The 23,231-nt window shown below is 37.7% G+C and carries 18 protein-coding genes and 4 tRNA genes; 14 read left to right on the forward strand and 8 right to left on the reverse strand.

The window, feature by feature from the left end; genetic code table 11:
- The first annotated feature begins 5 nt into the window (after positions 1 to 5).
- On the forward strand, positions 6 to 1,193 hold the full coding sequence (locus HX124_RS07130; protein ID WP_286382823.1) for a porin: 1,188 nt from the start codon (positions 6 to 8) through the stop codon (positions 1,191 to 1,193).
- A gap of 247 nt (positions 1,194 to 1,440) precedes the next feature.
- On the opposite strand, the gene mhpD is transcribed toward HX124_RS07130, so the two are convergent.
- The 3 genes from mhpD to HX124_RS07145 all read right to left on the reverse strand — a co-directional run bounded on the left by mhpD (position 1,441) and on the right by HX124_RS07145 (position 4,658).
- Positions 1,441 to 2,250: a 2-keto-4-pentenoate hydratase gene (mhpD, locus tag HX124_RS07135; RefSeq protein ID WP_286382825.1), complete on the reverse strand. Its 810-nt coding sequence runs from the start codon at positions 2,248 to 2,250 to the stop codon at positions 1,441 to 1,443.
- A gap of 490 nt (positions 2,251 to 2,740) precedes the next feature.
- Positions 2,741 to 3,409 carry an HAD-IA family hydrolase gene (locus tag HX124_RS07140; RefSeq protein WP_286382827.1) on the reverse strand — a complete coding sequence of 223 codons (669 nt, stop codon included), beginning with the start codon at positions 3,407 to 3,409 and terminating at the stop codon, positions 2,741 to 2,743.
- 298 nt (positions 3,410 to 3,707) lie between these two features.
- Complete coding sequence (locus HX124_RS07145) at positions 3,708 to 4,658, reverse strand: RluA family pseudouridine synthase (RefSeq protein WP_286376008.1); 951 nt, start codon at positions 4,656 to 4,658, stop codon at positions 3,708 to 3,710.
- Positions 4,659 to 5,425: 767 nt separating this feature from the next.
- On the opposite strand from HX124_RS07145, the gene HX124_RS07150 reads away from it, so the two are divergent.
- From HX124_RS07150 to HX124_RS07175, 6 genes are all read left to right on the forward strand, one after another.
- Positions 5,426 to 8,980 (forward strand): Rne/Rng family ribonuclease, encoded by a 3,555-nt coding sequence (locus HX124_RS07150; protein WP_286382829.1) that lies wholly within the window; start codon positions 5,426 to 5,428, stop codon positions 8,978 to 8,980.
- A 208-nt stretch (positions 8,981 to 9,188) separates the two neighbouring features.
- On the forward strand, positions 9,189 to 11,030 hold the full coding sequence (locus HX124_RS07155) for a long-chain-acyl-CoA synthetase (RefSeq protein WP_107006879.1): 1,842 nt from the start codon (positions 9,189 to 9,191) through the stop codon (positions 11,028 to 11,030).
- Between the two features lie 193 nt (positions 11,031 to 11,223).
- Positions 11,224 to 11,299: transfer RNA gene (locus HX124_RS07160), tRNA-Lys, on the forward strand.
- 22 nt (positions 11,300 to 11,321) lie between these two features.
- A tRNA-Lys gene (locus HX124_RS07165) sits at positions 11,322 to 11,397 on the forward strand.
- A 76-nt stretch (positions 11,398 to 11,473) separates the two neighbouring features.
- Positions 11,474 to 11,549: transfer RNA gene (locus tag HX124_RS07170), tRNA-Lys, on the forward strand.
- Between the two features lie 278 nt (positions 11,550 to 11,827).
- A tRNA-Lys gene (locus tag HX124_RS07175) sits at positions 11,828 to 11,903 on the forward strand.
- A 19-nt stretch (positions 11,904 to 11,922) separates the two neighbouring features.
- Here the strand turns inward: HX124_RS07175 and HX124_RS07180 are convergent.
- Positions 11,923 to 12,603, reverse strand: coding sequence for a hypothetical protein (locus HX124_RS07180; RefSeq protein WP_286383665.1), 681 nt, complete (start codon positions 12,601 to 12,603; stop codon positions 11,923 to 11,925).
- A 311-nt stretch (positions 12,604 to 12,914) separates the two neighbouring features.
- Between HX124_RS07180 and HX124_RS07185 the strand changes: the two genes are divergently transcribed.
- On the forward strand, positions 12,915 to 13,181 hold the full coding sequence (locus HX124_RS07185) for a PspC domain-containing protein (RefSeq protein ID WP_107006881.1): 267 nt from the start codon (positions 12,915 to 12,917) through the stop codon (positions 13,179 to 13,181).
- Between the two features lie 81 nt (positions 13,182 to 13,262).
- Here the strand turns inward: HX124_RS07185 and HX124_RS07190 are convergent, their stop codons facing one another.
- Together HX124_RS07190 and HX124_RS07195 are read right to left on the reverse strand one after the other, a co-directional pair.
- A complete protein-coding gene (locus tag HX124_RS07190; protein WP_286383666.1) occupies positions 13,263 to 14,363 on the reverse strand; it encodes an HPP family protein in 1,101 nt (366 codons plus the stop codon).
- 220 nt (positions 14,364 to 14,583) lie between these two features.
- A complete protein-coding gene (locus tag HX124_RS07195) occupies positions 14,584 to 16,062 on the reverse strand; it encodes an FAD-binding oxidoreductase (RefSeq protein ID WP_286383667.1) in 1,479 nt (492 codons plus the stop codon).
- A gap of 62 nt (positions 16,063 to 16,124) precedes the next feature.
- Between HX124_RS07195 and HX124_RS07200 the strand changes: the two genes are divergently transcribed.
- The 6 genes from HX124_RS07200 (at position 16,125) to glyS (ending at position 20,871) form a co-directional block, all read left to right on the forward strand.
- The gene (locus HX124_RS07200) at positions 16,125 to 16,583 is read left to right on the forward strand and encodes a hypothetical protein (RefSeq protein ID WP_286383668.1); all 459 of its coding nucleotides are present in this window, start codon (positions 16,125 to 16,127) and stop codon (positions 16,581 to 16,583) included.
- Positions 16,584 to 16,644: 61 nt separating this feature from the next.
- Positions 16,645 to 16,956, forward strand: coding sequence for a 3'-5' exonuclease family protein (locus HX124_RS07205; RefSeq protein WP_286383670.1), 312 nt, complete (start codon positions 16,645 to 16,647; stop codon positions 16,954 to 16,956).
- Positions 16,957 to 17,025: 69 nt separating this feature from the next.
- On the forward strand, positions 17,026 to 17,163 hold the full coding sequence (locus HX124_RS07210) for a hypothetical protein (RefSeq protein ID WP_286383671.1): 138 nt from the start codon (positions 17,026 to 17,028) through the stop codon (positions 17,161 to 17,163).
- An 88-nt stretch (positions 17,164 to 17,251) separates the two neighbouring features.
- On the forward strand, positions 17,252 to 17,719 hold the full coding sequence (locus HX124_RS07215) for a hypothetical protein (RefSeq protein WP_286383673.1): 468 nt from the start codon (positions 17,252 to 17,254) through the stop codon (positions 17,717 to 17,719).
- A 90-nt stretch (positions 17,720 to 17,809) separates the two neighbouring features.
- Positions 17,810 to 18,802, forward strand: coding sequence for a glycine--tRNA ligase subunit alpha (glyQ, locus tag HX124_RS07220; protein ID WP_286383674.1), 993 nt, complete (start codon positions 17,810 to 17,812; stop codon positions 18,800 to 18,802).
- Entirely contained in the window at positions 18,802 to 20,871 is a 2,070-nt protein-coding gene (gene glyS, locus HX124_RS07225) for a glycine--tRNA ligase subunit beta (RefSeq protein ID WP_286383675.1), read from the forward strand. Before glyQ ends, glyS begins: the two co-directional genes overlap by 1 nt.
- Before the next feature lie 57 nt (positions 20,872 to 20,928).
- Here the strand turns inward: glyS and ptuB are convergent, their stop codons facing one another.
- On the reverse strand, positions 20,929 to 21,648 hold the full coding sequence (gene ptuB, locus HX124_RS07230) for a retron Ec78 anti-phage system effector HNH endonuclease PtuB (protein WP_286383676.1): 720 nt from the start codon (positions 21,646 to 21,648) through the stop codon (positions 20,929 to 20,931).
- Positions 21,645 to 23,231, reverse strand: coding sequence for an AAA family ATPase (locus HX124_RS07235; protein ID WP_286383677.1), 1,587 nt, complete (start codon positions 23,229 to 23,231; stop codon positions 21,645 to 21,647). Before HX124_RS07235 ends, ptuB begins: the two co-directional genes overlap by 4 nt.

Consider the following 23,231-nt stretch of genomic DNA (forward strand, 5'->3'; position numbering starts at 1 on the left):
TTAAGATGAATAAAACCATTCAACTTATTGGTTTAATGACAACGCTATTCACTGCAAATCAGGTATTTGCAGAAGCTTTAACATTTGGTGATGCAAAAACAGATGCAGGGGCTTTAAATGTTTCTGGTGCGATTCGTGGTGCGTATCTCTATAAAGATTATGCAGAACAAGCCAATGAAGGTACAAAAAATGGCACGATTAAGTTTCTTGATACCAAAGTCATTTTAAATTATGAAAATCCGAATTGGCTCGCCTCTATGGATGCGCGTTGTTATCAGTATGATCGTTTATGTGATGCGATTTATGTCCGTGATGCATGGGTCGGTTATAAACTCTCTGAAAATAGCCGCATTTCAGCAGGTCAACAAGATATTGAGTTTGGTTTTGGACGTCTGTGGGGCAACACCAACTATGGCTCGATTTTTTCAGCCACAGGTCTAGAAGACGTGCAAAATATCGGCTTAAAATACAATTTAAACCAGCAAGACTATCACTTTACCTTGGGCTACTACCCTGTAGATGGTGCTAACTATAAAGGTTTAAGCAAAGACTCCAGTCGCTATGGGGTAAACTATGTAGAAGCAGATGAACTGGATCAGGGCACACATCTTGAAGAAAAAAATATGTGGGTCACTCGCCTGAGCAAAACTTTTCAGATTGATCCCGACCAAGGTTTTAACACCGAAATTGGCGCATCTTATTGGCACTCAGACTTAGACAACAAAATCACAGGAAAAAGCGGCAACCGTGATGCCTATAATATTTTTGCCACCACCAACTATAATCAATGGCAATGGTTAGTATTGGTAGGAGAGCAAAAAGTTGATAATGCTGACCAATTATTTCCACATGACTCAACCATGGGTTCACGTGATTTTTCTTACCAAGTTGCCAATGATGGTAAATATTTACTCAATGAAATCAATTACACCATCAAACAACCCTTCAAACATGTTCCTGAAATGAAGCCGTATTTATCTTATGGCAAATACTATAAAGATCAACAAGGTTATCTTGATTCAGAGCGTTTAAATGCAGGTGTATATTTCTTCTATAAAGATATTGGTATTCAGGCTGAATACATTATCAGTAAAAATGACCCTGCTGTAGGTAGCAGTGCCAACTCGCTTGCCAAAGGAGACAATAACGACATCAATAAACTGTTTGCTTTAGCAGTCGGTTATTTCTTCTAAAGTTTAAAACTGCCATCACTATTGTAAAAACAAAAAATAAGTACAGGAACATTGCCTGTACTTATTTTATTAATAAGAATATTTTTGCTTTTATAGGTCGAAAATTTACCACTATTTCCTTATATTTGACGTTCAAACTCTTAATCGATCCACTTAGTAAGAAAAACCGCTTTTATCAAATACTTTTCTTCTTTATTAAGAGGAATATCCATCTGTAAAGGTGATCAAAGCGGTCAATTCAAACGTCTTATTCAGCAGCGAAAGTAGCCATCACTGAACCAAAGCCTTCTATTTCAACCACAAATTCATCACCTGCATGAGCTACAACCATTGGACCAAGCGCACCTGTGAGAATGATATCACCTGCTAATAAAGGACGACCACGACGTACCATTTCATCTGCTAACCAAACCGCAGCATTGAGTGGATTTGAAAGGCAAGCTTTACCTACACCTTGAGAAACAACTTCATCACCACGCTTCATGGTCATTTTGCAATTTACAAGATCAAGGTTTTCAAGTTTTACAGGACGTGAACCTAAGACATAAGCGGCTGAAGAGGCGTTATCTGCAACCGTATCAATCAGTGAAATCTTCCAATTTTCAATACGGCTATCAACCACTTCCACCGCAGGCAAAGCATACTCAGTTGCACTGATAATATCTGCATAGGTATGTTTTTCTTGGGTTAAATCTTTATTGATGATCAAGGCTATTTCAGCTTCAACTTTAGGCTGAATCAATGTACCAGCAGGTATCGCTTCGCCATCGCCAAAAGCCATATCGGCAAATAGCATGCCGAAATCTGGTTGATCTACGCCTAATTGCTTTTGCACTGCAATTGAAGTTAAGCCAATTTTACGACCAACCAAGCGGCGTCCTTCCTTCAGCGCACGTTGTGTATTGACTTCTTGTACAGCATAAGCAATATCAACATCTGCATTTTCAGCATCTAATTGTGGACGAACAGGTGCAATTGCAACTTTTGACAATTCAGCTTCACGGAGTGCCAAGGCAACCGATTCAACACTTGTTTTAACAACAGCAGAATTCGACATCATCTTTCCTTAAACTACAAAAATGGACTCAATACCGTTTTCATGAATCAGACCAATCTTTGCAGTTCCACTGCATCTGAACTCATCTATAAAACATGTACTTTTATGAACAGTTTAAGCATCAGGAAAATGTCATTTTTGTGCCAATACTTATTTTATGTATGGCAATAGTTAGAAGCTATAAATGCTTATTTGCATAGAGAAAAAGTTAAATATTTTATAAATTTCAAAATAAAATAATCAGAAATAGAGAAAATAAATTCATGATTTATTTTTGAGCAGATGATGTTCTACGACTAAAAGACAATAAAATGCACGACAAAATAAAGCACAAAAACTGCCGTTAATTTTTGTATTTTATGGATCAATTCGCATAAATATTCAGAAGAAAATATATGAAAGAATTAATTTGCCTAATCTTTAAACAAAAACTTAGCAAACAAAAATCTAGACGAAATTAATTCTTGATTTTAAAAATATAACAAGACGACTAAATTGCGTCTTGAAGCTGATTTTGTCGTAACAAAAACTGATGCAAAGCCTGAACATCATCAGCGATGGTTAAAGGTGCAAACTGCTGTAAAGTTTCAGGTGTATGTACACCGTAGCTCACGCCTACACGAGGCATGGCAATGTTTTGCGCCATTTCCAAATCATAAGACGTATCACCAACCATAATCGCACGATCAGCTTTTATGCCTGTGTATTGCAAAATTTCTGTCAGCATCAATGGATCAGGTTTAGATTTGGTTTCACTTGCCGCACGAGTCACACAAAACACATCCTGACTTTGGGTCTGCGCCAATACACAGTCTAAACCACGACGACTTTTTCCTGTTGCAACAGCGAGTAGAATGTTCTGACTTTTTAAGTCATGCAACATTTCAGCAACACCTGTAAACCATTGATCATCCTTGGAATGCTCCACATAATGATCGCCATAGCTTTTTAAAATATCAGTGTGCAATTCAGGCACATTCGGAAATAAAACCTGTGCCACTTCAGGCAAGCCCAAACCAATAATACTTTTTGCTGCGTCATCAGTTAAAGGCTGATCAAATTGCTGTGCAGCAAATTTTAAACTCGCCACGATCTGCCCGACAGAATCAAATAATGTTCCATCCCAATCAAAAATAATCAGCTCTACAGGTTTTTGCATTTTTCACTCTTAGTTCAATAATGCACAAACATCTTATTCACAATCAAATCTGATACACGGAAATGTCATCCGCAACTGTTTGAGACAGGACTACAATGAATAAGTAATGTTTTTGCGAAATATTAATCAAAAATAGGTAGTGAACGAGTTTTGCGGTGAGGAGCAAGGCTCTGCAAGATGGTTTTCTTGCGAAGCTTAGCTTCTCATTTTGCCGAAACAAAAGTAGGTCGAACCGAAGGTGGCTTCCAATTATATCAACTTAATTGAAAAGACTCCGTTATGCTCTATTCATTACATTTTATATCGTTGGCTTATCCGCCTTCTGCGCTCTTAACTGCGCCACCAAACTTTGCATATCTTCAGGTAATGGTGCTTCAATCGGCTCATAACCCGGAATTTCCAAACGCATCGCATGCAAACACAAACGACGTGGATTTGGACCACGATATTCAGTTTCATGCCCGTATTTATCATCACCCACCAAAGGATGTCCGATACTTAAACCATGCACACGAATCTGATGGGTACGCCCTGAAAGCGGTGAAGCATAAACCAAAGTCGCATGCATAAAGCGTTCAGCTACCTTCCATTGTGTCTTAGATTCTTTACCATCTTTTGACACACGAACACGACGTTCACCATTAGCAAGTTCATAACGCAATAAAGGTTGATCAATCAGTTGATCATCCAAACTAACCTGACCTTTGGCAATGGCTGCATAAGTTTTACGAATTTTATGCTCACGCAATAAATCTTGCAGTGTTTTCAATGTGCTACGCTTTTTACTGATCATGACCAAGCCAGAAGTATCACGGTCGATCCGATGAATCAGCTCCAGATATTTTTTACCAGTCGCAGCACGCAAGCCTTCAATCAATCCATATGCCACGCCACTACCGCCATGTACCGCAATACCTGAAGGTTTGTTTACAACCATTAAACCTTCATCTTCATAAACCACACGACTCAGTAAACTTTGTGCGACCTTATCTGAAACAGGTACAGCAGATTCATCTTTTTGTTCAAAACGAATCGGAGCAACACGAATTTGGTCACCAATCGCCAGCTTAGTTTCAGCTTTTACGCGCTTTTTATTGACACGAACTTGACCTTCACGAATCAGTCGGTAAATACGGCTTTTAGGCACGCCTTTTAAACGACTGAATAGAAAATTATCAATACGTTGACCTTCTTGATGTTCGTCGACTTCAAACCAGGTGACACTTTGCCAGTCTTGTGTAGAATTCATACAGTTACGATGACCCAATAAAAACGAAATTTTGATTAAAAACTGATCACTTAGACTATACTTTTCATACAAAATAAATGCATAGCCCATAGGCAGATGATGTAAGGTTTGCTATAGTCAGCGCACGGATACCACCGTAAGTGAAATTTATTGTGACATTTTCAAGACTTTTGAAAATTAAACACATACAAAATTCACCATAAACTCGGAAAGGTCCCAAAAGAATATGCCGACGCCGAAGGCTTTATTATATCGGCAAAAAGACAAACTGTTGCGTTTAATTGTATTTAAAGTACAGAAATCAGTTTGTTTAAAAATATATGTCGCCAACCCAGACGTTGGTTTTTAAACATAAACTGATACACGCCAGACAAGTCGCTTTAGAGTGTTATTCAGGACATAAGTGTTTGAGGCATTGGAACTGCATATTTTGTAAAGATACGACGATAATTCCGTATCAAGACGCGCTCACAAAAAACTGAGCTGCTCTTCGAGCAATATGTCAGTGAAAGACGAATCAAATCAGTCATCCAATGCACCACTTTCAGTACCAGTGAAAACCTCAGAACTTTAATTGTGCAAAGATTAAAGAAGTATTGCAGCATCAATACAGGCATCAAATCCAAACTTGTTCAAAACAAGCTGGTAAATCACTCAAGTTATTAGAAATGATTTTCAATAATTTGAGCATTGATCCAATATTAAGATGTTCGCTTCACTTATAGATAGCGAGTTGTTGGTGTGGATCACTATTAGGTGTTACACCCATGAAACGTATGTTGATCAATGCAACACATGCCGAAGAAGTTCGCGTTGCACTTATCACTGGTCACCGTCTTTACGATTTCGATCTTGAAAATCGCACGCGTGAACAAAAGAAAGCCAATATCTATAAAGGTCATGTGACTCGCGTAGAACCTTCTCTAGAAGCTGTATTTGTAGAGTATGGTGCAGGTCGTCAAGGTTTCTTGTCGATGCGCGAAATTGCCAATTCCTACTATAAAGCTGACCCACGTCAAACTTCAAATATTCGTGAACTCATCACTGAAGGCACTGAACTTTTAGTTCAAGTTGAAAAAGAAGAACGTGGTAATAAAGGCGCTGCCCTTTCTACTTATATTTCCCTTGCAGGTCGTTATTTAGTTTTAATGCCAAATAACCCAAAAGGTGGCGGTATTAGTCGTCAGATTTCTGGTTCTGTTCGTGAAGAACTAAAAGAAATGTTGGCTTCTTTAAATACTCCTCGTGGCATGAGCGTCATTGTTCGTACTGCGGGTATTGGTCGTACTCAAGAAGAATTACAACTTGACTTACAACATTTGTTAGACCTTTGGTCACAAATTCAAAGCACAGCAAGTTCTGGTCCATCTCCAATGTTGGTTCACCAAGAAGCTGGCGTTGTGACTCGTGCCATCCGTGATTATCTACGTGATGATGTTGCAGAAATTTTAATTGATTCTGAGCAAGCTTATAACGAAGCCTATAACTTTGTAAAAGCAGTGATGCCAAACCAATTAGACAAATTAAAAACCTACACCTTAAATGAACCATTATTTGCTCATTTCGGGATTGAAAGCCAAATTCAAACGGCTTATGAGCGTGAAGTTAAACTGCCTTCAGGTGGTTCGATTGTCATCGACCAAACTGAAGCATTGGTGTCTATCGACATTAACTCAGCAAAATCAACACGTGGTCATGACGTTGAAGAAACCGCATTAAGTACAAACTTAGAAGCTGCTGAAGAAATTTCTCGTCAACTCCGTTTACGTGATATTGGTGGTTTGGTTGTCATCGATTTTATCGACATGACCAAAGAACGTAACCAGCGTATGGTTGAAGCGAAACTTCGTGAAGCAACACAAAGTGACCGTGCTCGTATCCAATTCGGTCAATTATCACGTTTTGGCTTGATGGAAATGAGCCGTCAACGCTTACGCCCTTCTCTTGAAGAAGCAACGGGTTATGTTTGCCCACGTTGTCATGGCACAGGCATGGTACGTGACTTACGTTCACTTTCACTTTCAATTATGCGTAAAGTTGAAGAAATTGCTCTTCGTGAACGTCATGGTGAAGTACAAGTCGAAGTTCCTGTCGAAATTGCAGCATTCTTATTGAATGAAAAGCGTCACAGTCTTGTTTACTTAGAACAAACCTCAAATGTACGTGTGACTGTATTGCCACATCCACATTTAGAAACGCCACATTACGAAATTTCATACAACCCTGAAGGTTTCGCACCAACAAGTTATGAGCGTACTGAAGCAACACGTTCTAGCGAAAAAGAATTGGGTTATGAATCTTCTGAATGGCATTTAGAAGAAGAACATGCAGCTGCTCAACACACAACTGCACCAACTCAAAACAATAACAACAAAGTATCTAACAACCATAAAAAGCAAAATACTGCGCCAGTGGTACAAGCAACTCAACAACCACAAGTTGCTAAAACACCAACCGCAACGACAAGCCCATGTGCATGGTTAGAAAACTTGTTTGTCCAAAAACAAGCAAGCACGATTGACCAATCCCGCACAGCAAATAATGCTGCGGCTGCGATTGAACAAATGGTGAATGGTGGTGCTGTTAGTCGTGGTCAGTTTGGTCATGTCAATACAACAGCAGTTGCTGCACCTCAACAACCTGCACTTGTTGAAACCAATGCTTATTTAGGTCACGCTCCTGCTGCAAAAAATGAGCAACGTGATTACGCTGAAAAAGTGATTGAGAAAGAAGAAAAATCTCAACGTAATAACAAAAAGCGTAATAACAACAATAAGCACAAAGAAACACGTGAACAATCACATGATCAACATCATCAAGTGATTGAAGAAGTTGTCCAAGCTCCACGTCAAGAACAGCGTGAACCTCGTCAAGAACAGCAACGTGAGCCTCGTCAAGAGCAACAACGTCGTCAGCAAAAACCACAACGTGTTCAACATGAACAATCTGCTGATACACATGACAGTGTTCCACGTCGTGACCGTAACAACCAGCAACGTCCAAATCGCCCAAATCGTCATCGCGATGCGAGTGTATTTAATGATGAGCAAAATTCAGCACCTCCTGTTTCTGCACCAAGAGAAAACAAAGCTGTTGAAAAAGCACCAAGCATCAAAGTTGATTTGGTTGAAGCACCACGCAATGAAACAATGACAACTGCTTTAGTAGTGAATGTTGACCAAGCGCAAAGTGAAATTATTGCTTTAGCACCTCAGCAACATGTAGCTGCGAAAAAAGAAGTTGTTGCTCCAGTTGCAAAAGTTACAGCAAATAAAGCTGCAACAACAACTGAAACACCTCAAGCAACCGCTAAAGTTGAGCCTATCATCATTGAAGAGCAACCTGTTGCACAAGCAACTCAACCCGTAAAACGTGCAAGCAATGACCCACGTCAACGTCGCCGTCAACAACGTGAGGCTGCTACAACTACACCTGTAGTTGAAGTTCCTAAACTAGCCCCTTCACAAATCCCAACGTTAAGCCAATATACCATTGGTAGTTTAATTCGCCATGTATATGGTGAAGACTGTGCTGTGTTGATTGAACAATTTGGTTTAATTCCAACGTTCAATCGTGCATTACAAAAATTCTCTGACGAGTATGCAGCAACTTTAAAAGTTGAAAAAACTGTAGCGCCTGTTGAGAAAAAAGCAGTCACACGTGATGTTGCTATTACCAAAGCAGAGCCTGAAGCAGAACCTGCACCAGTACTTGATCTAGTACCGCCAAAACCTGTTTCAGACAACCGTGTTGCAAATGACCCACGCGAGCGTCGTCGTTTAGCAAAACTTGCTGCTGAACAAGCGAAGCAAGCACATGTTGAACAGAAACAAGTTGCTGAACCTGCTGTTACAGAGGTCGTTGCTGAAGCTGTTGAGCAAGCTGAAAAATCTGTTGAAAAATCACAGGAAATTGCACCAAGTGCAGTGGCAAATGCAGAAGTAACAGCACAAAGTGAAATTGCTCTACAAACAGAAAATGTTTCTGTTGCTGAGTTAACTACAGCTGTTGAGCCTGTTGCTCAAAAAGAAGATCAACCTGAAGTAAAAACCATTGCCGAAGTTGAAGTGGTCGTGACTGAGCAAGCACCTGCTGAAGAAAAAGCTGTGGTTGAAACTGCAAAACCAACCAAAGCACAAAGCAAAGCCAAAGCTCAGCCAAATGCTGCAACTGAGGCGCAAAGTGCAGAGGCTGTAACCAAAAGCACTAAAAAGGCTGAACCAACCGAAGACTCTGAGAAAGTAGATGGTGAAAAACCAGCACGTCCTCGTCGTCCTCGTGGTCGTCCACCAAAGAAAACAACACCACCTGCAGCAGAATGATTTGCTGAATTGCGGGTGATTTAAGAGAACCTAGCCATTTCGATGGCTAGGTTTTTTTGTTATTTTTAATGGTATTTTTATAAGTTTTGTCAAATTAGGTTGATTGCACTAGAGCACTACCGTTAAAAGGACAACTGTAAAATCACTGTAAAGTAAACTCGCAGACAAAATAGACCATATTGGATTACGAAAAATAAATAGGATGCTTATGAGCTCAAATACACAGAACGATCTTATCGGGATTGCTGATGTCGCAGCGCGACTCCCTCAATTTATCAATAAAGTCCCTAATTTACTCACTGGCCTAAAACAAGCCTATTTACGCACACCCAATACACCTTCTGGTTTAGGTTTAGCATTTGAACGCGCTGTAAAACGCAACCCTTATGGTGATGCTTTACTTTTTGAAGACCAACGTTTCAGCTATAAAGAACTCAACAATTGGGCAAATCAAATTGCACACTATTATCTTTCATTAGGTGCATCCAAAGGTGATGTCATCACGGTAATGATTGAAAATCGCCCTGAACTGATTGCTACTGTGATTGCACTAGCAAAAATTGGGGTAACTTCTGCTCTTGTGAATACTTCTCAAGTTGGAAAAGTGTTAACTCATAGCATCAACCTCGTTAATCCAATCGCGATTATTGTAGGGGAAGAATGTCGTGCCGCAGTTGATGAAATTCGCCAAGATTTAAATATTGCAGCAGATCGCTTTCATTGGTTTGCAGATCAAGAGACTTTAAAAGATATCGGTCAAGCACCTGAAGGCTATACCAACATTGCCCAAGTCATTGATGATTTTCCAAAATTTAATGTACCAACGACCCACAAAGTCACAGGTAAAGACGGTTTATTTTACATCTACACATCAGGTACTACAGGTTTACCTAAAGCCGTTATTTTTACGAATAGCCGTTGGATGCTGGCTTTTGGTACTTATGGTCATGTGCTCAATCTAAACGAAGATGATGTAATGTACTGCACACTCCCTCTCTACCATGCAACAGGAATGGTTGTGTGCTGGTGTGGTGTACTCGCTGGTGCAGCAACATTGGCGATTCGCCGTAAATATTCAACATCAGCATTTTGGACAGATGTTAAAAAGTTTAATGCTTCTGCTATTGGCTATGTCGGAGAACTTTGTCGCTATTTAATGGATGCGCCTGAATCAGCAGCAGATCGTGACCATCGTGTAACAAAGATGATTGGTAATGGTATGCGTCCAAATATTTGGAGCAAATTTAAACAACGTTTTGGCATTAAAGAAATTTTAGAGTTGTATGCTTCAAGTGAAGGTAATGTCGGCTTTAGTAATATTTTTAATTTTGATAATACAGTCGGTTTTTCACCCATTCCTTACGCAATCATCCAATTTGACAAAGAAAAAAATGAAGCTGTACGTGATAAAAAAGGATATTGCATTAAAGTCAACAAAGGTGAAGTTGGCTTATTATTAGGAAAAATCACCAAACGCTCACCTTTTGATGGCTATACCGATCCTGAAAAAAATAAATCTGTGATTATGAAAGATGTCTTCCAAAAAGGAGATTCTTATTTTATTACAGGTGATTTAGTCCGTGATATTGGCTTCCGTCATGCTCAATTTGTTGACCGTCTAGGCGATACATTCCGCTGGAAAGGCGAAAATGTTTCTACAACTGAAGTTGAAAATATTGTTAGCGAATATAGCAAAATTACTGAAGCTGTTGTTTATGGTGTCGAAATTCCAAATACGAATGGTCGCGCAGGAATGGCAGCAATTACGCTAAGTGAAAATGAAACGCTGAATGAACAAGATCTAACCAATATGGTTACGGAGTTTAAAAAAGGACTTCCTGCTTATGCTATTCCTGTATTTTTACGTATACAAGAAGCAGTAGAAACGACTGGAACCTTTAAGTATCAAAAAAATAAGCTCAAAGAACAAGCTTATGATCCAAAGAAAACTTCTGATCGCTTATATGTTTTTTTACCGAGCACCAACTGTTATTGTGAAATGACAGATGAAATTTACAAAAATATTGAGGACTATAAATATCGTTTTTAAGCCAAAACGAAGCGACAAAAACACAATTTTAGAAAATAATTGCTAAAATTGTGTTATTTATAACCGAACGTTGCAAACTTTATTAATTTTTACTTGCGCTCTATCAATAAATTGCTAAAATACGCTCCATCAAAACAAAGTAGTGTTTAATTTTATTTTACACTGCGTATTTAAGGTAAAACTTAGATATAGTGGGTCGTTAGCTCAGCTGGTAGAGCAGCGGACTTTTAATCCGTTGGTCCCGCGTTCGAATCGCGGACGACCCACCACTTATTTTGATCACCTTTAGATGGGTCGTTAGCTCAGCTGGTAGAGCAGCGGACTTTTAATCCGTTGGTCCCGCGTTCGAATCGCGGACGACCCACCATCTTATTGTAAAAGCCAATTTTACAATACCTGCTCAGGATAGTTTATCCTTGCTCAGGATAGTTTATCCTTGCTCAGGGTCGTTAGCTCAGCTGGTAGAGCAGCGGACTTTTAATCCGTTGGTCCCGCGTTCGAATCGCGGACGACCCACCATTCTTTCTTAGGGCTTCTTTCTTTAATACAGCAGTGTTAAAACAGAAACGAAACCTACAAACGATCCGACCAAGACCAAACATCTACAACTAGATGCTTCGCCATTCTCGATTTTTTGTTAAATTTACCTATTCAAGATATAAATTTGATATTGTATTTCAAATATTAAATCTGAAAATAGTTAGATGGCATATGTAATCTAGTATTCAAAACTACATACTGCGTCTATCTTGTAAAAATTTTAAAACGATATTTTAACGTGTTTTAAAATTTTCTCAGGGTTGTTAGCTCAGTTGGTAGAGCAGTAGACTCTTAATCTATTGGTCGTGGGTTCGAACCCCACACAACCCACCATATCTTTCAAATTTAATTTTTAATTCTTGGTTTCTAACTTTTTCAATACATAAGCTTTAGTTGGAACATAAGTACCATCAATCAATTGACCATTTTCAACTTTATTGTTGGCATAGATGCTGTCAAGATCAATAACCAAATTACCCTCTGGGTTAACGTGATAATAAAAGTTTACCCCTTCTTTTCTTTTAACTTCAATCTGATGTGTTTTAGGATTAAATGTCCATGTATTTTGCTGATAGATGTGGCTTGAGAGTTTTGATCTCGCTTCATGACTCATTTTACCCAAATAAACAATGGTACGATGCGATGTGCCATCTGCCAATAAACTAATGACAAACTCTGCTTTCCCTTTATCACATAAAGCAAATTTTTCAGAACAATCAATAATTAAGTGATAACGCCCCACATAGGCTTGCGATGCCTTTGAAATCATTTTTTTAGAATGAGCAATAGATTCAGGTTCTGTTAAACGTGGCAAAGCCGTTCTACCTGCAACTTCTGTAAGACGCTTCCCATCTTCGATATCTACCGTATTTTCTTGTGCTGAGTCTGCAACAACCTTCACCGACGCCACATCACCCTGCGAACTGGTCGTATTTTTTGTTTGTGTTGAAGAATCACAAGCCCCTAACAATAAACAAATAGCCATTCCAACATATTTAAAGGAACCGATTTGAGTATATTTAAACGCCATCATATGAATAAACCAATGTTTATTTTAAATAAACTTACATATTTTAATAGTTAAGCTATGATATTTTATTTTCACTTAAACTATAAATTAATCCCCCCTGATTGTTACAAAACTATATAACAATATAATAAATCTAAACATTTAGAGAAATTAATTCACCTTTTGGTGAAAATTAACTTTTTAATTCATGATCAATTTTTTATTTACAAAAGTATACAAACCACTTCCCTCACATTCTTTAAATTTTAGAATAAAACCCAATATAAAGATTAAAGGTATTTTACTTTTGATTTAAATTTTAGGAGAAATTATTCATGACCAAATCTGGTTTATATCGTTCTAGCCGACAAAACATGATTGCGGGTGTGATGGGCGGTATTGCTGAACGTTTTGGTTGGAATGTAACATTACTTCGCATCATTTTTGTTCTTGTATCATGTATGAGTGCTGCATTTCCTGGAATTCTGGTTTATTTAGTTTTATGGCTGTTAATTCCTAAACAAGATTTGCAACTAAATTCACCGCATGCAAATCCGTATCAGCAATCTATTCGTACGGTGCATGAGGAAAAATATAAATAAACTTATCGTTATAGATTACTTTTTTACCGCTACGACAGCGTCCCCCTAGACTGTCGTAGCGTTTTTTTATGCGCTAAAACCTCATGGAGTACGATTTAATTGTTGTTGCATGGCTGCAATCATATCTGCACGGCTAATAATACCAACCAATTTGTGTTGTTCAACGACAGGAATATAATTAAACGAGCGCTCTACAAAATAAGGCACTAAATCTTGAATGGGTTGTAATGGCTGTACAGTCACGACTTTACGATTCATAATCTGTTTCACCAGATGCTCCCAAGAAGCACGTGGATCTGCAGCTCGCTTAAACCATTCTACCACCTCATAAAGTGCAAGCGTCCCAACTAACTTATTTTCAGTATTAACGACAGGCAAACTCATTAAATTAACATGTTTAAATTTATCTAAAGCCTGATGAATATCATCTTGCTCAGACAAACTAATGACATCTTTACTCATAATGTCTTGGCATAGGTATTGACTAATTGCTCTTGCATTGGCTTTTTCCTGCGCTTCTAAAATAATTTTTTGTAGATCGTATTCACTGATATCAAGTAATTGGGTTTGATGCTCTAAAACTTCCTGAATATCTTGCGGTTGAATCGTCACTTTTTGCGTTGGCGTTGGGTCTTTAGAACGCGTATTGACTTGAGCAACTTGTGGATATTGCTTACCAAGTAAACGGTTAAAAATAATTGCCACAGCCAAAAGTAAAACAGAATTTAATAAAACAGGATAGAAAATAAAGTGATAGCCTAATTCATGAACTGATTCACCACCTAACACCGCTGTAATGGCAACTGCACCACTGGGCGGATGTAATGAATCTGTACTCATCATCAGGAAAATTGCCAAGGCAACAGCAAGACTAAAAGCGACAGTCTGATTCGCAATAAACATTGCACATGTCACACCAATAAAGCCTGCAATAGTGTTGCCAACAATGATATTCCAAGGTTGCGAAAGTGGACCTGCAGATACTGCAAACAAGAGTACAGATGATGCCCCCATCGGTGCAATGTACCATGCATTGAAATCACCTAAGACATACCAACTGATTAATGAAGAAATTGCGAGTCCAATTAAAGCCCCAACTCCACATAATAATCGTTCTTTAAATGGTAATACTTTAAAGTTAGGTTTTAAGGTATTCAGCCACTCAAGTTGCGTATGAAACATTGAAGTCCTTCGCTTTTGCACAAATGAAGTGCAAATTATACGTGGTTGTTATGATAAGGTGTATGTATTATCTATTTTAACGAGCTAAAAAAGACACTACTTTTATCACATAATGATTTTTATCAAATACAATCAAAGAATTAAACTTATATTAATCAGCACTATTATTGTTCAAATATAACCCAATCATGCCTAAAGTACACGCATCTGATCATAGTGGTTATTGATAATGGACATAAAATTGATTATTGAAAATTTCATCTGCATCATATTTTTTCTTTAAATCAAAAAAATCATCTGCCTGCGGATAAGCCAAACGCATTTTTTCACGGCTGATATGCAAACGATACGGCAAATAATAAGTTCCTTGATGCTTTAGTGCAGCATCCACAAGTTGATTGGTCAATACTTGCATTTGTTGTTCCTGCTCTGGTGTTTTCTTTTGATTGAATAAAAATACAAGCCCAAAAACATCTTCACGTGCATAGTTCATAAAAGCATCCTGATCATGACGTACTTCCCGAATAGTGATATTCAGCAAGTCGATTTTTGATGCTGTTAAAATTGGTTTTAAATCCTGAATAAAAGCTGCCAACTGCGATTTTGGAATAAAATATTCATGTAATAAATCAGTTGATTTTGGATCTTTATTTGCAATAAGACTGGCTTTCTCATTCAAAATTTCATTGCGACTAAAACTGGTATAAGGTGAAACCTGATTTAAGCTGCTTTCTAGATCCCAACGCAGTCGTTTGCCATATTCATTGTCAACTGAACCTCGAAAAACAATCCGTTTCACTTCCGCATTTTTATTTTGCTGTTGTTTCAATAGCAACGGTTTTTCATCAGTTTTGATAAAATAATTCAGGCTTGCCTGCTCCAAGCGATGTTTATCTGAAATACGCAAACGTCCATAAGCAAACTGGACTTGTGGATTGTTCGTAACGAGCTGCTGATAAGTTTTTAGGTAATCCTGCGGATCAAGCGAAATCGAATTAAATTTTAAAGCCACATTATCAACGACTTTAAGTTTGACATCCAAAATAATCCCAAATAAACCATAACCACCAATCACCAGTTTAAAGAGTTCAGGATTTTCATGACGACTACAATTGACGATTTCTCCATTTGCCTGCATTAAAGTCAATGACTGCACACTTGAGGAAATAGGCGCTGCATTTTGTTGCCAACCATGACCATTAACACTGATTGAACCACCAATGGAAAAATCACTGAAAGATTGCATGACTGCAATAGATTTACCAAAACCATCCAGATATTGCAGTGCCTGTTGCCATGTTGCACCTGAACCAATGCTAAGAATATTGGTCTTTTCATCCAAATGCATGTGATTGTACGGCAACATATTTAAGGCAATGCCATCGGGGTAAATGGTATGCCCACCCATGCTGTGTTTTGCGCCTGAAATTGACACTTTTAAATGATTTTGCTGTGCATAGACCAACAATTCTTTAAGTTGCTTTTGCATTGCCTGTGGTTCTGTTTCCACATCCACAATTTTTGCAACTTTGGTTTTATTTAAATGGCTTGCATCATCACGATAACCTGTCGGGAGTTGCTCAATATTTTGATGTTCATTGATTTTTGTACGAATTAGATGAATTGCTGGAATTGAAACTACAGCAAATAAAATCAGAAAAATGCTGAGCCAAAGCGAGGTTTTATGGTGTTTTTGCATACCCATTTATTTTTAATATCATGTATATTTATTTAACAACTTATAATCTATAAATCAGAACAATGCAAAAAGCGTATCCAAACGTCATTATTCTACGAAGTTTATTGCTCGCGCCTTTACCCGTTCTTTTTGGTTGGATGGTTTATCTCTGTTGCCAACCGACTTTTTTTGATCATTATGAAGGATTTAACAATCTAGCCTTACTAATCAAACTTTCTCTAGTCGTGTATTTGATCTATATTTTTATCATTGCTCCATGTTTATTTATAATTTTATATTTTCTCAACCGCACTAAACACATTCATTTGTTCACCCTGACCTGTATTGCTTATTTTTCAACAATTTTACTGACTTTATTGGGGAATTATTTTAAAGACCATGACTTACCCAATACCCTCTTTGAATTTAAAAAGATTTTTATTTTAAACCCTCTGTTGCTTTGGACAGTTTCAACTGCTATTGCTTTTTGGCTCTTTTTAAAATGGCATGACTACAAAAATCGTTCAGATCTAAATGCTTAATGTTATATCCTATAGGGATGACACATTTTAAAATAACATGAAGCATATAAAAGGAAAATAAATGGCTTATATCATGGTTGACATCGAAGCTGATGGACCCATTCCCAGCGATTATTCAATGATTGCATTGGGTGCTGTACTTGTAGATGAAGATTTAAATCAGCAGTTTTACGGTTTACTTAAACCTATTTCAGAAAATTATATTCCACAGGCGTTAGCGGTTTCTGGTTTTAGTCGTGAGGAAACTTTAAGTTTTAACAACCCTGAGCATGTGATGAAAGACTTTGCCAAATGGATCGCCAAAGTCAGCAAAGACCGCCCAATTTTTATCAGTGATAATAACGGTTTTGACTGGATGTTTGTCTGTTGGTAATTTCATCATTTTACAGGAAGCAATCCATTTGGTTTTAGCTCGCAAAATTTAGGCAGTTTGTATAAAGGTTTGACCAAAGACACGTTTCAAAATTTTAAACATTTGCGTAAAACTGCGCATACCCATAATCCTGTTGATGATGCCAAAGGTAATGCAGAAGCATTATTGGCATTAAAGAAAGATTATGGATTAAAGATTAAGTTTTAAATGAATATAGAAAATAACTTTTGAAAAAATCATGGTAAATATATTAAGAATATTCAATACTTTAAAAACAAAGCAAAGGTCATAAATATTGAAAAAAACAAAGCATCATTTCACTGTTAAAGTGCTTTTTCTAAAACTTCAGGTCAATCATTCTCAAATCAAAAAATGTTTAACGATTGCACCTTTTTATCCTTTGGCTTTCTATTATCTTTTGACTAATTTAGCACTTCTGATCCAAACACAATTTGCGTTAGAAACCTTTGGCATGTTCATCATGTTATTACCTTTTGTTGTAGGTGCTTTAATTTTTTACTTCATTCTCATTTATGCTTTTATCTATGCTATTCAACTTTTTTTACACAAGTACTTGTTTATCAACTTTTGGACAATTCTTTTTTCAGCAATTCTCCTCTCCGCTACTTTTATTTTGCTCGGCATTAAGGTCTTACACTTAGAATTAAATGATTTATACTATCTATATTTATTCTCAGTTCCAACAGCGATTGGTTACTGGTTTTTACTCTTAAAAGAACATCATAAAAACACACATGCTTAAATGACAATTTTATAGACTAACCTTTGCCACTCTCCTGCAAAATCCTTATACTTAGAACCAATTTTTTCTAATACTTATAGTGGATGCTGCATGAGTCGCGCCATATCGCATATTGATACATTCCAAGGCTTAATTCTTGCCTTACAAAACTACTGGGCTGAACAAGGTTGCGTCGTGTTACAACCTTACGATATGGAAATGGGTGCAGGGACATTCCACACAGCAACCTTCCTTCGTGCGCTTGGTCCTGAAACATGGAACGCAGCATACGTACAACCATCACGTCGTCCAAAAGATGGGCGTTATGGCGAAAACCCGAACCGTTTACAGCACTATTACCAATTCCAAGTGGTACTTAAACCAAACCCAGACAACATCCAACAGCTTTATTTAGATTCACTCAAAGCCATCGGGATCGACACACTTGTTCACGACATTCGCTTCGTAGAAGACAACTGGGAATCTCCAACACTCGGTGCTTGGGGCTTAGGTTGGGAAGTTTGGCTCAACGGTATGGAAGTGACTCAGTTTACTTACTTCCAACAAGTCGGTGGTGTTGAATGTTACCCTGTGACGGGTGAAATCACTTACGGTTTAGAACGTTTGGCAATGTACCTACAAGGTGTAGATTCAGTTTACGATCTTGTTTGGACCAAAGGTCAGTTCGGTACAGTGACTTATGGTGATGTATTCCATCAAAATGAAGTTGAGCAATCGACCTATAACTTTGAATATGCGCCTGTTGAAAAAATGTTTGAGCTTTTCGACTTCTATGAAGCAGAAGCAACGCGTTTAATCGAGGTAAAACTGCCACTTCCTGCATACGAACAAGTGATTAAAGCATCTCACTGCTTTAACTTGTTAGACGCTCGTGGCGCAATTTCTGTGACTGAACGTCAGCGTTATATTTTACGTGTACGTACACTTGCTCGTGCCATTGCACAAAGTTATGTTGCCGCACGTGCCGAGCTTGGTTTCCCAATGGCTGAACCACATTTACGTGATGAAGTATTGGCACAGTTAAAAGCACAAGTTGAAGCAGAGGCAAAAGCTGAGAAAGTTGAATCTAAGGAGAGCAAATAATGTCTAAACATACAGTATTGTTCGAATTAGGCTGTGAAGAACTTCCACCAAAAAGCCTCAAAACTTTACGTGATGCGTTGACTGCTGAAACTGTAAAAGGTTTAAACGATGCAGGTTTGGCTTTTGATGCGATCGAAGCATATGCTGCTCCACGTCGTTTGGCTTTAAAAATTGTCAATGTCGATGGCGCACAAGCAGACACACAAAAACGTTTTGATGGTCCTACAAAACAAGCTGCATTTGATGCTGAAGGTAAACCAACTAAAGCCCTTGAAGGCTTTATGCGTGGTCAAGGCATCACTGTAGATCAAGTTTCAACTTTCCAAGCAGGTAAAGTTGAAAAAGTGTGTTACCTAAAAGACGTGAAAGGTCAAAGCCTTGACGTTTTACTTCCACAAATTTTACAAACTGCGTTGGATAATCTGCCAATCGCAAAACGTATGCGTTCAGCAGCAAGCCGTACTGAATTTGTACGTCCTGTAAAATGGGTTGTGTTACTTAAAGATAATGACGTGGTTGATGCAACCATTCAGGATCATAAAGCAGGTAACGTGACTTATGGTCACCGTTTCCATGCGCCTGAAGCGATTACGTTGGCAAATGCAGATGCTTACTTAGATGCACTGCGTAAAGCGTATGTCGTTGCAAACTTTGAAGAACGCCAAGCAATCATTGACGGTCAAGTCAAAGCTTTGGCTGATGAAGTGAATGCTATTGCGATTGTACCAAGCGACCTTCGTGACGAAGTGACTGCATTGGTTGAATGGCCTGTTGCGCTTCGTGCAAGTTTTGAAGAACGTTTCCTTGCTGTTCCGCAAGAAGCGCTCATCACCACGATGCAGGACAACCAAAAGTATTTCTGTTTGGTGAATGCGGACAATAAACTTCAACCTTACTTCATTACCGTTTCAAATATTGAGTCTAAAGACCCAACTCAAATTATTGAAGGAAATGAGAAAGTTGTACGTCCTCGTTTGTCAGATGCCGAGTTCTTCTTCTTACAAGATCAAAAGCAACCGCTTGCCTCTCGTAAAGAAAAACTCGCCAACATGGTATTCCAAGCGCAACTCGGTACGCTGTGGAATAAGTCTGAACGTATTGCAAAATTGGCTGTGGCATTGTCGGCAATCATAGGTGCAAACCCTGCTGATGCTGAAAAAGCGGCACTGCTTGCAAAATGTGACTTAACATCTGAATTAGTGGGTGAATTCCCTGAACTTCAAGGTATTGCAGGTACTTATTACGCACGTCTTGAAGGTGAAAATAATGAAGTTGCAGAGGCTTTAGGTGAGCAATACCTACCGAAATTTGCTGGTGATGTTTTACCGCAAACCAAGACAGGTACAACCATTGCCCTTGCGGATCGTTTAGATACGCTCACAGGTATTTTCGGGATTGGTCAAGCACCGACAGGTTCGAAAGACCCGTTTGCACTGCGTCGTTCTGCGATTGGTATATTGCGTTTGGTGACTGAAAACAATCTTGATGTTTCGATTGAAGAACTCATCAAACTTGCTTTAACTGCGTATGGCGATGTTGTGAAAGATCACGACAAGACTTTGGCAGATGCTGTTGCATTCCTTGAAGGTCGTTACCGTGCTAAGTATGAAGACCAAGGTGTTGAAGTTGATGTGATTCAAGCCGTTCAAGCGCTTTCTCCAAAATCACCTTTAGATTTTGATAAGCGTGTGAATGCAGTGAATCATTTCCGTAACCTGCCTGAAGCGGCTGCACTTGCTGCTGCAAACAAGCGCGTTGCGAATATCTTGGCGAAAGAAGCTGCGCCTACAGGTGAAATTGTTGAATCTAAATTGGTTGAAGATGCTGAAAAAGCACTTTACGCAGAGATTCAAAAAGTTCTTCCTGTGGTTCAACCGCTTTTGGCTGCGAAAGACTATACCGAAGCCTTGTCTAAATTGGCTGCTTTGCGTGCGCCGATTGATGCTTTCTTTGATAACGTCATGGTCATGGCAGAAGATGCTGAACTGAAAGCAAACCGTTTACGTATTCTTGCGCAGTTACGTGGTTTGTTTACGGCTGTGGCGGATATTTCGGTGTTACAGCACTAAGCTAAATTATTGAAATAAAATAAAAACCCTGCTTAAATAAGTGGGGTTTTTTATATTTTAGTAAGAAACATAATCAAGCTTACAAGTATAAAATTTCATATTGGTAGCTGTTTCTCCCAACAATGCTTCTTTCAAAAAATCTAATGCTTCGTCCATAGTTTGCCCACGCTGTATTAAATTATCTAATTGCGTTGCAATTTCTTGTCTTACAGCCTCTCGAGCCTTCATTAAATAACTTTCCTCATTTAAATTAAGCTTTGAAATTGACTGCTGTGCTAAAACTTTTAGATTTTCTGGACATTCGGATGCAACAACTATCTCGCCATCCATATTAAAAGTAAAAATTTTTTCATCCTCTGGGATATGTAGAGGATTTAATATCTCCTCAACCCATACATTATCTGCCTTGATAGCATCACAATGTAAATTGGGATTTGTATAACGATTATCATCGATGTAATTCATTGAACCACCATGACAACAACCAAATAAATTACTCCATGTAAGATGAGCATTCTCTTGAGTATTAGGTAAATGAGTTTCTGATTTTGGATAAAAATGTTCTACTCGAAAATCTTTAATGGAACTCGTATTAGATATTTCAAAATCAGTTTCACAATAGCAGCATATACCTAATTGATCTTCTTTAATTAGAGTACATACAGCCTTATAAGCTACTTGATCTTCATTCTTAAAGTTTTCCCATTTAGCAGTAGGGTTTTCATTTAGATATTTGATTAAGTCTAAAGGTGCTTCAGATTTAGATATATGCCTCATTTTTTTGATCTTTTAAATTTTCTTAATGAAATTTCAACATCAATTCTATCTAACTCGGTTTCTTTATTTTTCCCCCACTCATCTAATTTTTGACGGAGTTTAGTACCACGCTCAGAATCCCACTTATCTTGGTTCACTAAACTAATATACTCTTCAAGTAATTTAACTTCTTCTACTTCTTGTGGTCTCGGATTCACATAAAAGACATCTTCCAGAACTACATTCGACTCTGCACCTTTTGTAAATTTAGGTATCTCATATTTAAATGTATTTGTTTCATTATCTATGTATATAGAACGAATGCATTCATGTTCAACAGTCGTTATGACATGAGGGCTATGCGTTGTCATAATAAATTGAATATTTGGAAAAGAATCACGTAAGATTAGAATAACTTTTTGTTGCCAACTTGGATGCAAATGCAATTCAATTTCATCAATTAAAACAATACCACTACCCTTCAAAGGTTCACTTGTAGCAGGATTTAATAGTATTAATCGTCGTGCAATATCCCCTATTAAACCAAATAAAACTCTTTGACCATCAGAAAATTGATGTAAAAAAATCATTTCATGTTCAAAAGATAAAGCTATTTTATCTTCACCATCATCATCATTAATAAGTTGGATTTTTTTCAAATCTGGATAAATATTTCTAAATATTTTCTCAATTTCCCCTACTACTATTTCAGTTTTTTTCTTAACCTCATCTTCCGGATACAATCTTAGTACAGATAATAGATCCTCATACAACTCATTTAATGGGCTATTCTTATTATCAGCTCCAACATCTTTCAATGTATTAATTTGCGAAATAATTTTAAGCTTTTCAGGTGTGTCTATATTAGTTGTAGAAACTTTTAATATCTTAACTAGCCAATCTATCAAATTTTCAAAAGTCACTTTTGATTTTGATGAACTATCATATCCATTTAACTGATAAAAAATGTTTTCCTGATGACTTTGACTCTTTCTATTCTCATCTAATTTCAAACGATCTATATCGTAAAAGGCAAATAAGGGTAGACTTACTTCTTTATATGCTATTAATTGACGAATATTTTGTCCAAACTTACGATAATTTGTGTATACACTTTTTAAATCCGTAGTAACACCTTTCGGCTCACGAACAAGTTGCCCATCAATTCTATTTTCTGATCCAATTCTAAAACTACAATTAATGTAAGCTACTTCACCATTTTTCTTAGCTTGATTATTGATTTCAGGATCTACAATGCGCTCTCCATTCGTATTTTCTTTTAAGATGAAAGCTGAAAACCATGATAAGTTTTTTTGTATTGCTCGTAATAAACTTGTTTTCCCTGCTCCGTTCTCCCCAATAAATACTGTTAAATTTTTATGCAAAATAATCTTTAAATCTAAGATTTTTTTAAAATTAGAAATATTTAACTCATTTAAATAAAACTCAGAACTAAGAATATCACGAATATTTTCAAAAGCTGCTTGTGAGTATTCTTCACTCTTTTCAAAGTCTAGTGCACCATCTCTATAATTTAAAAATACTTGAACAGCAGCTTCTAAATTCCCATTTTTCGCATTATTCAATAAATGACGTGCACTCAT

Source organism: Acinetobacter sp. 226-1 (assembly GCF_030329325.1).
Classification (GTDB): Bacteria; Pseudomonadota; Gammaproteobacteria; order Pseudomonadales; family Moraxellaceae; genus Acinetobacter; species Acinetobacter sichuanensis.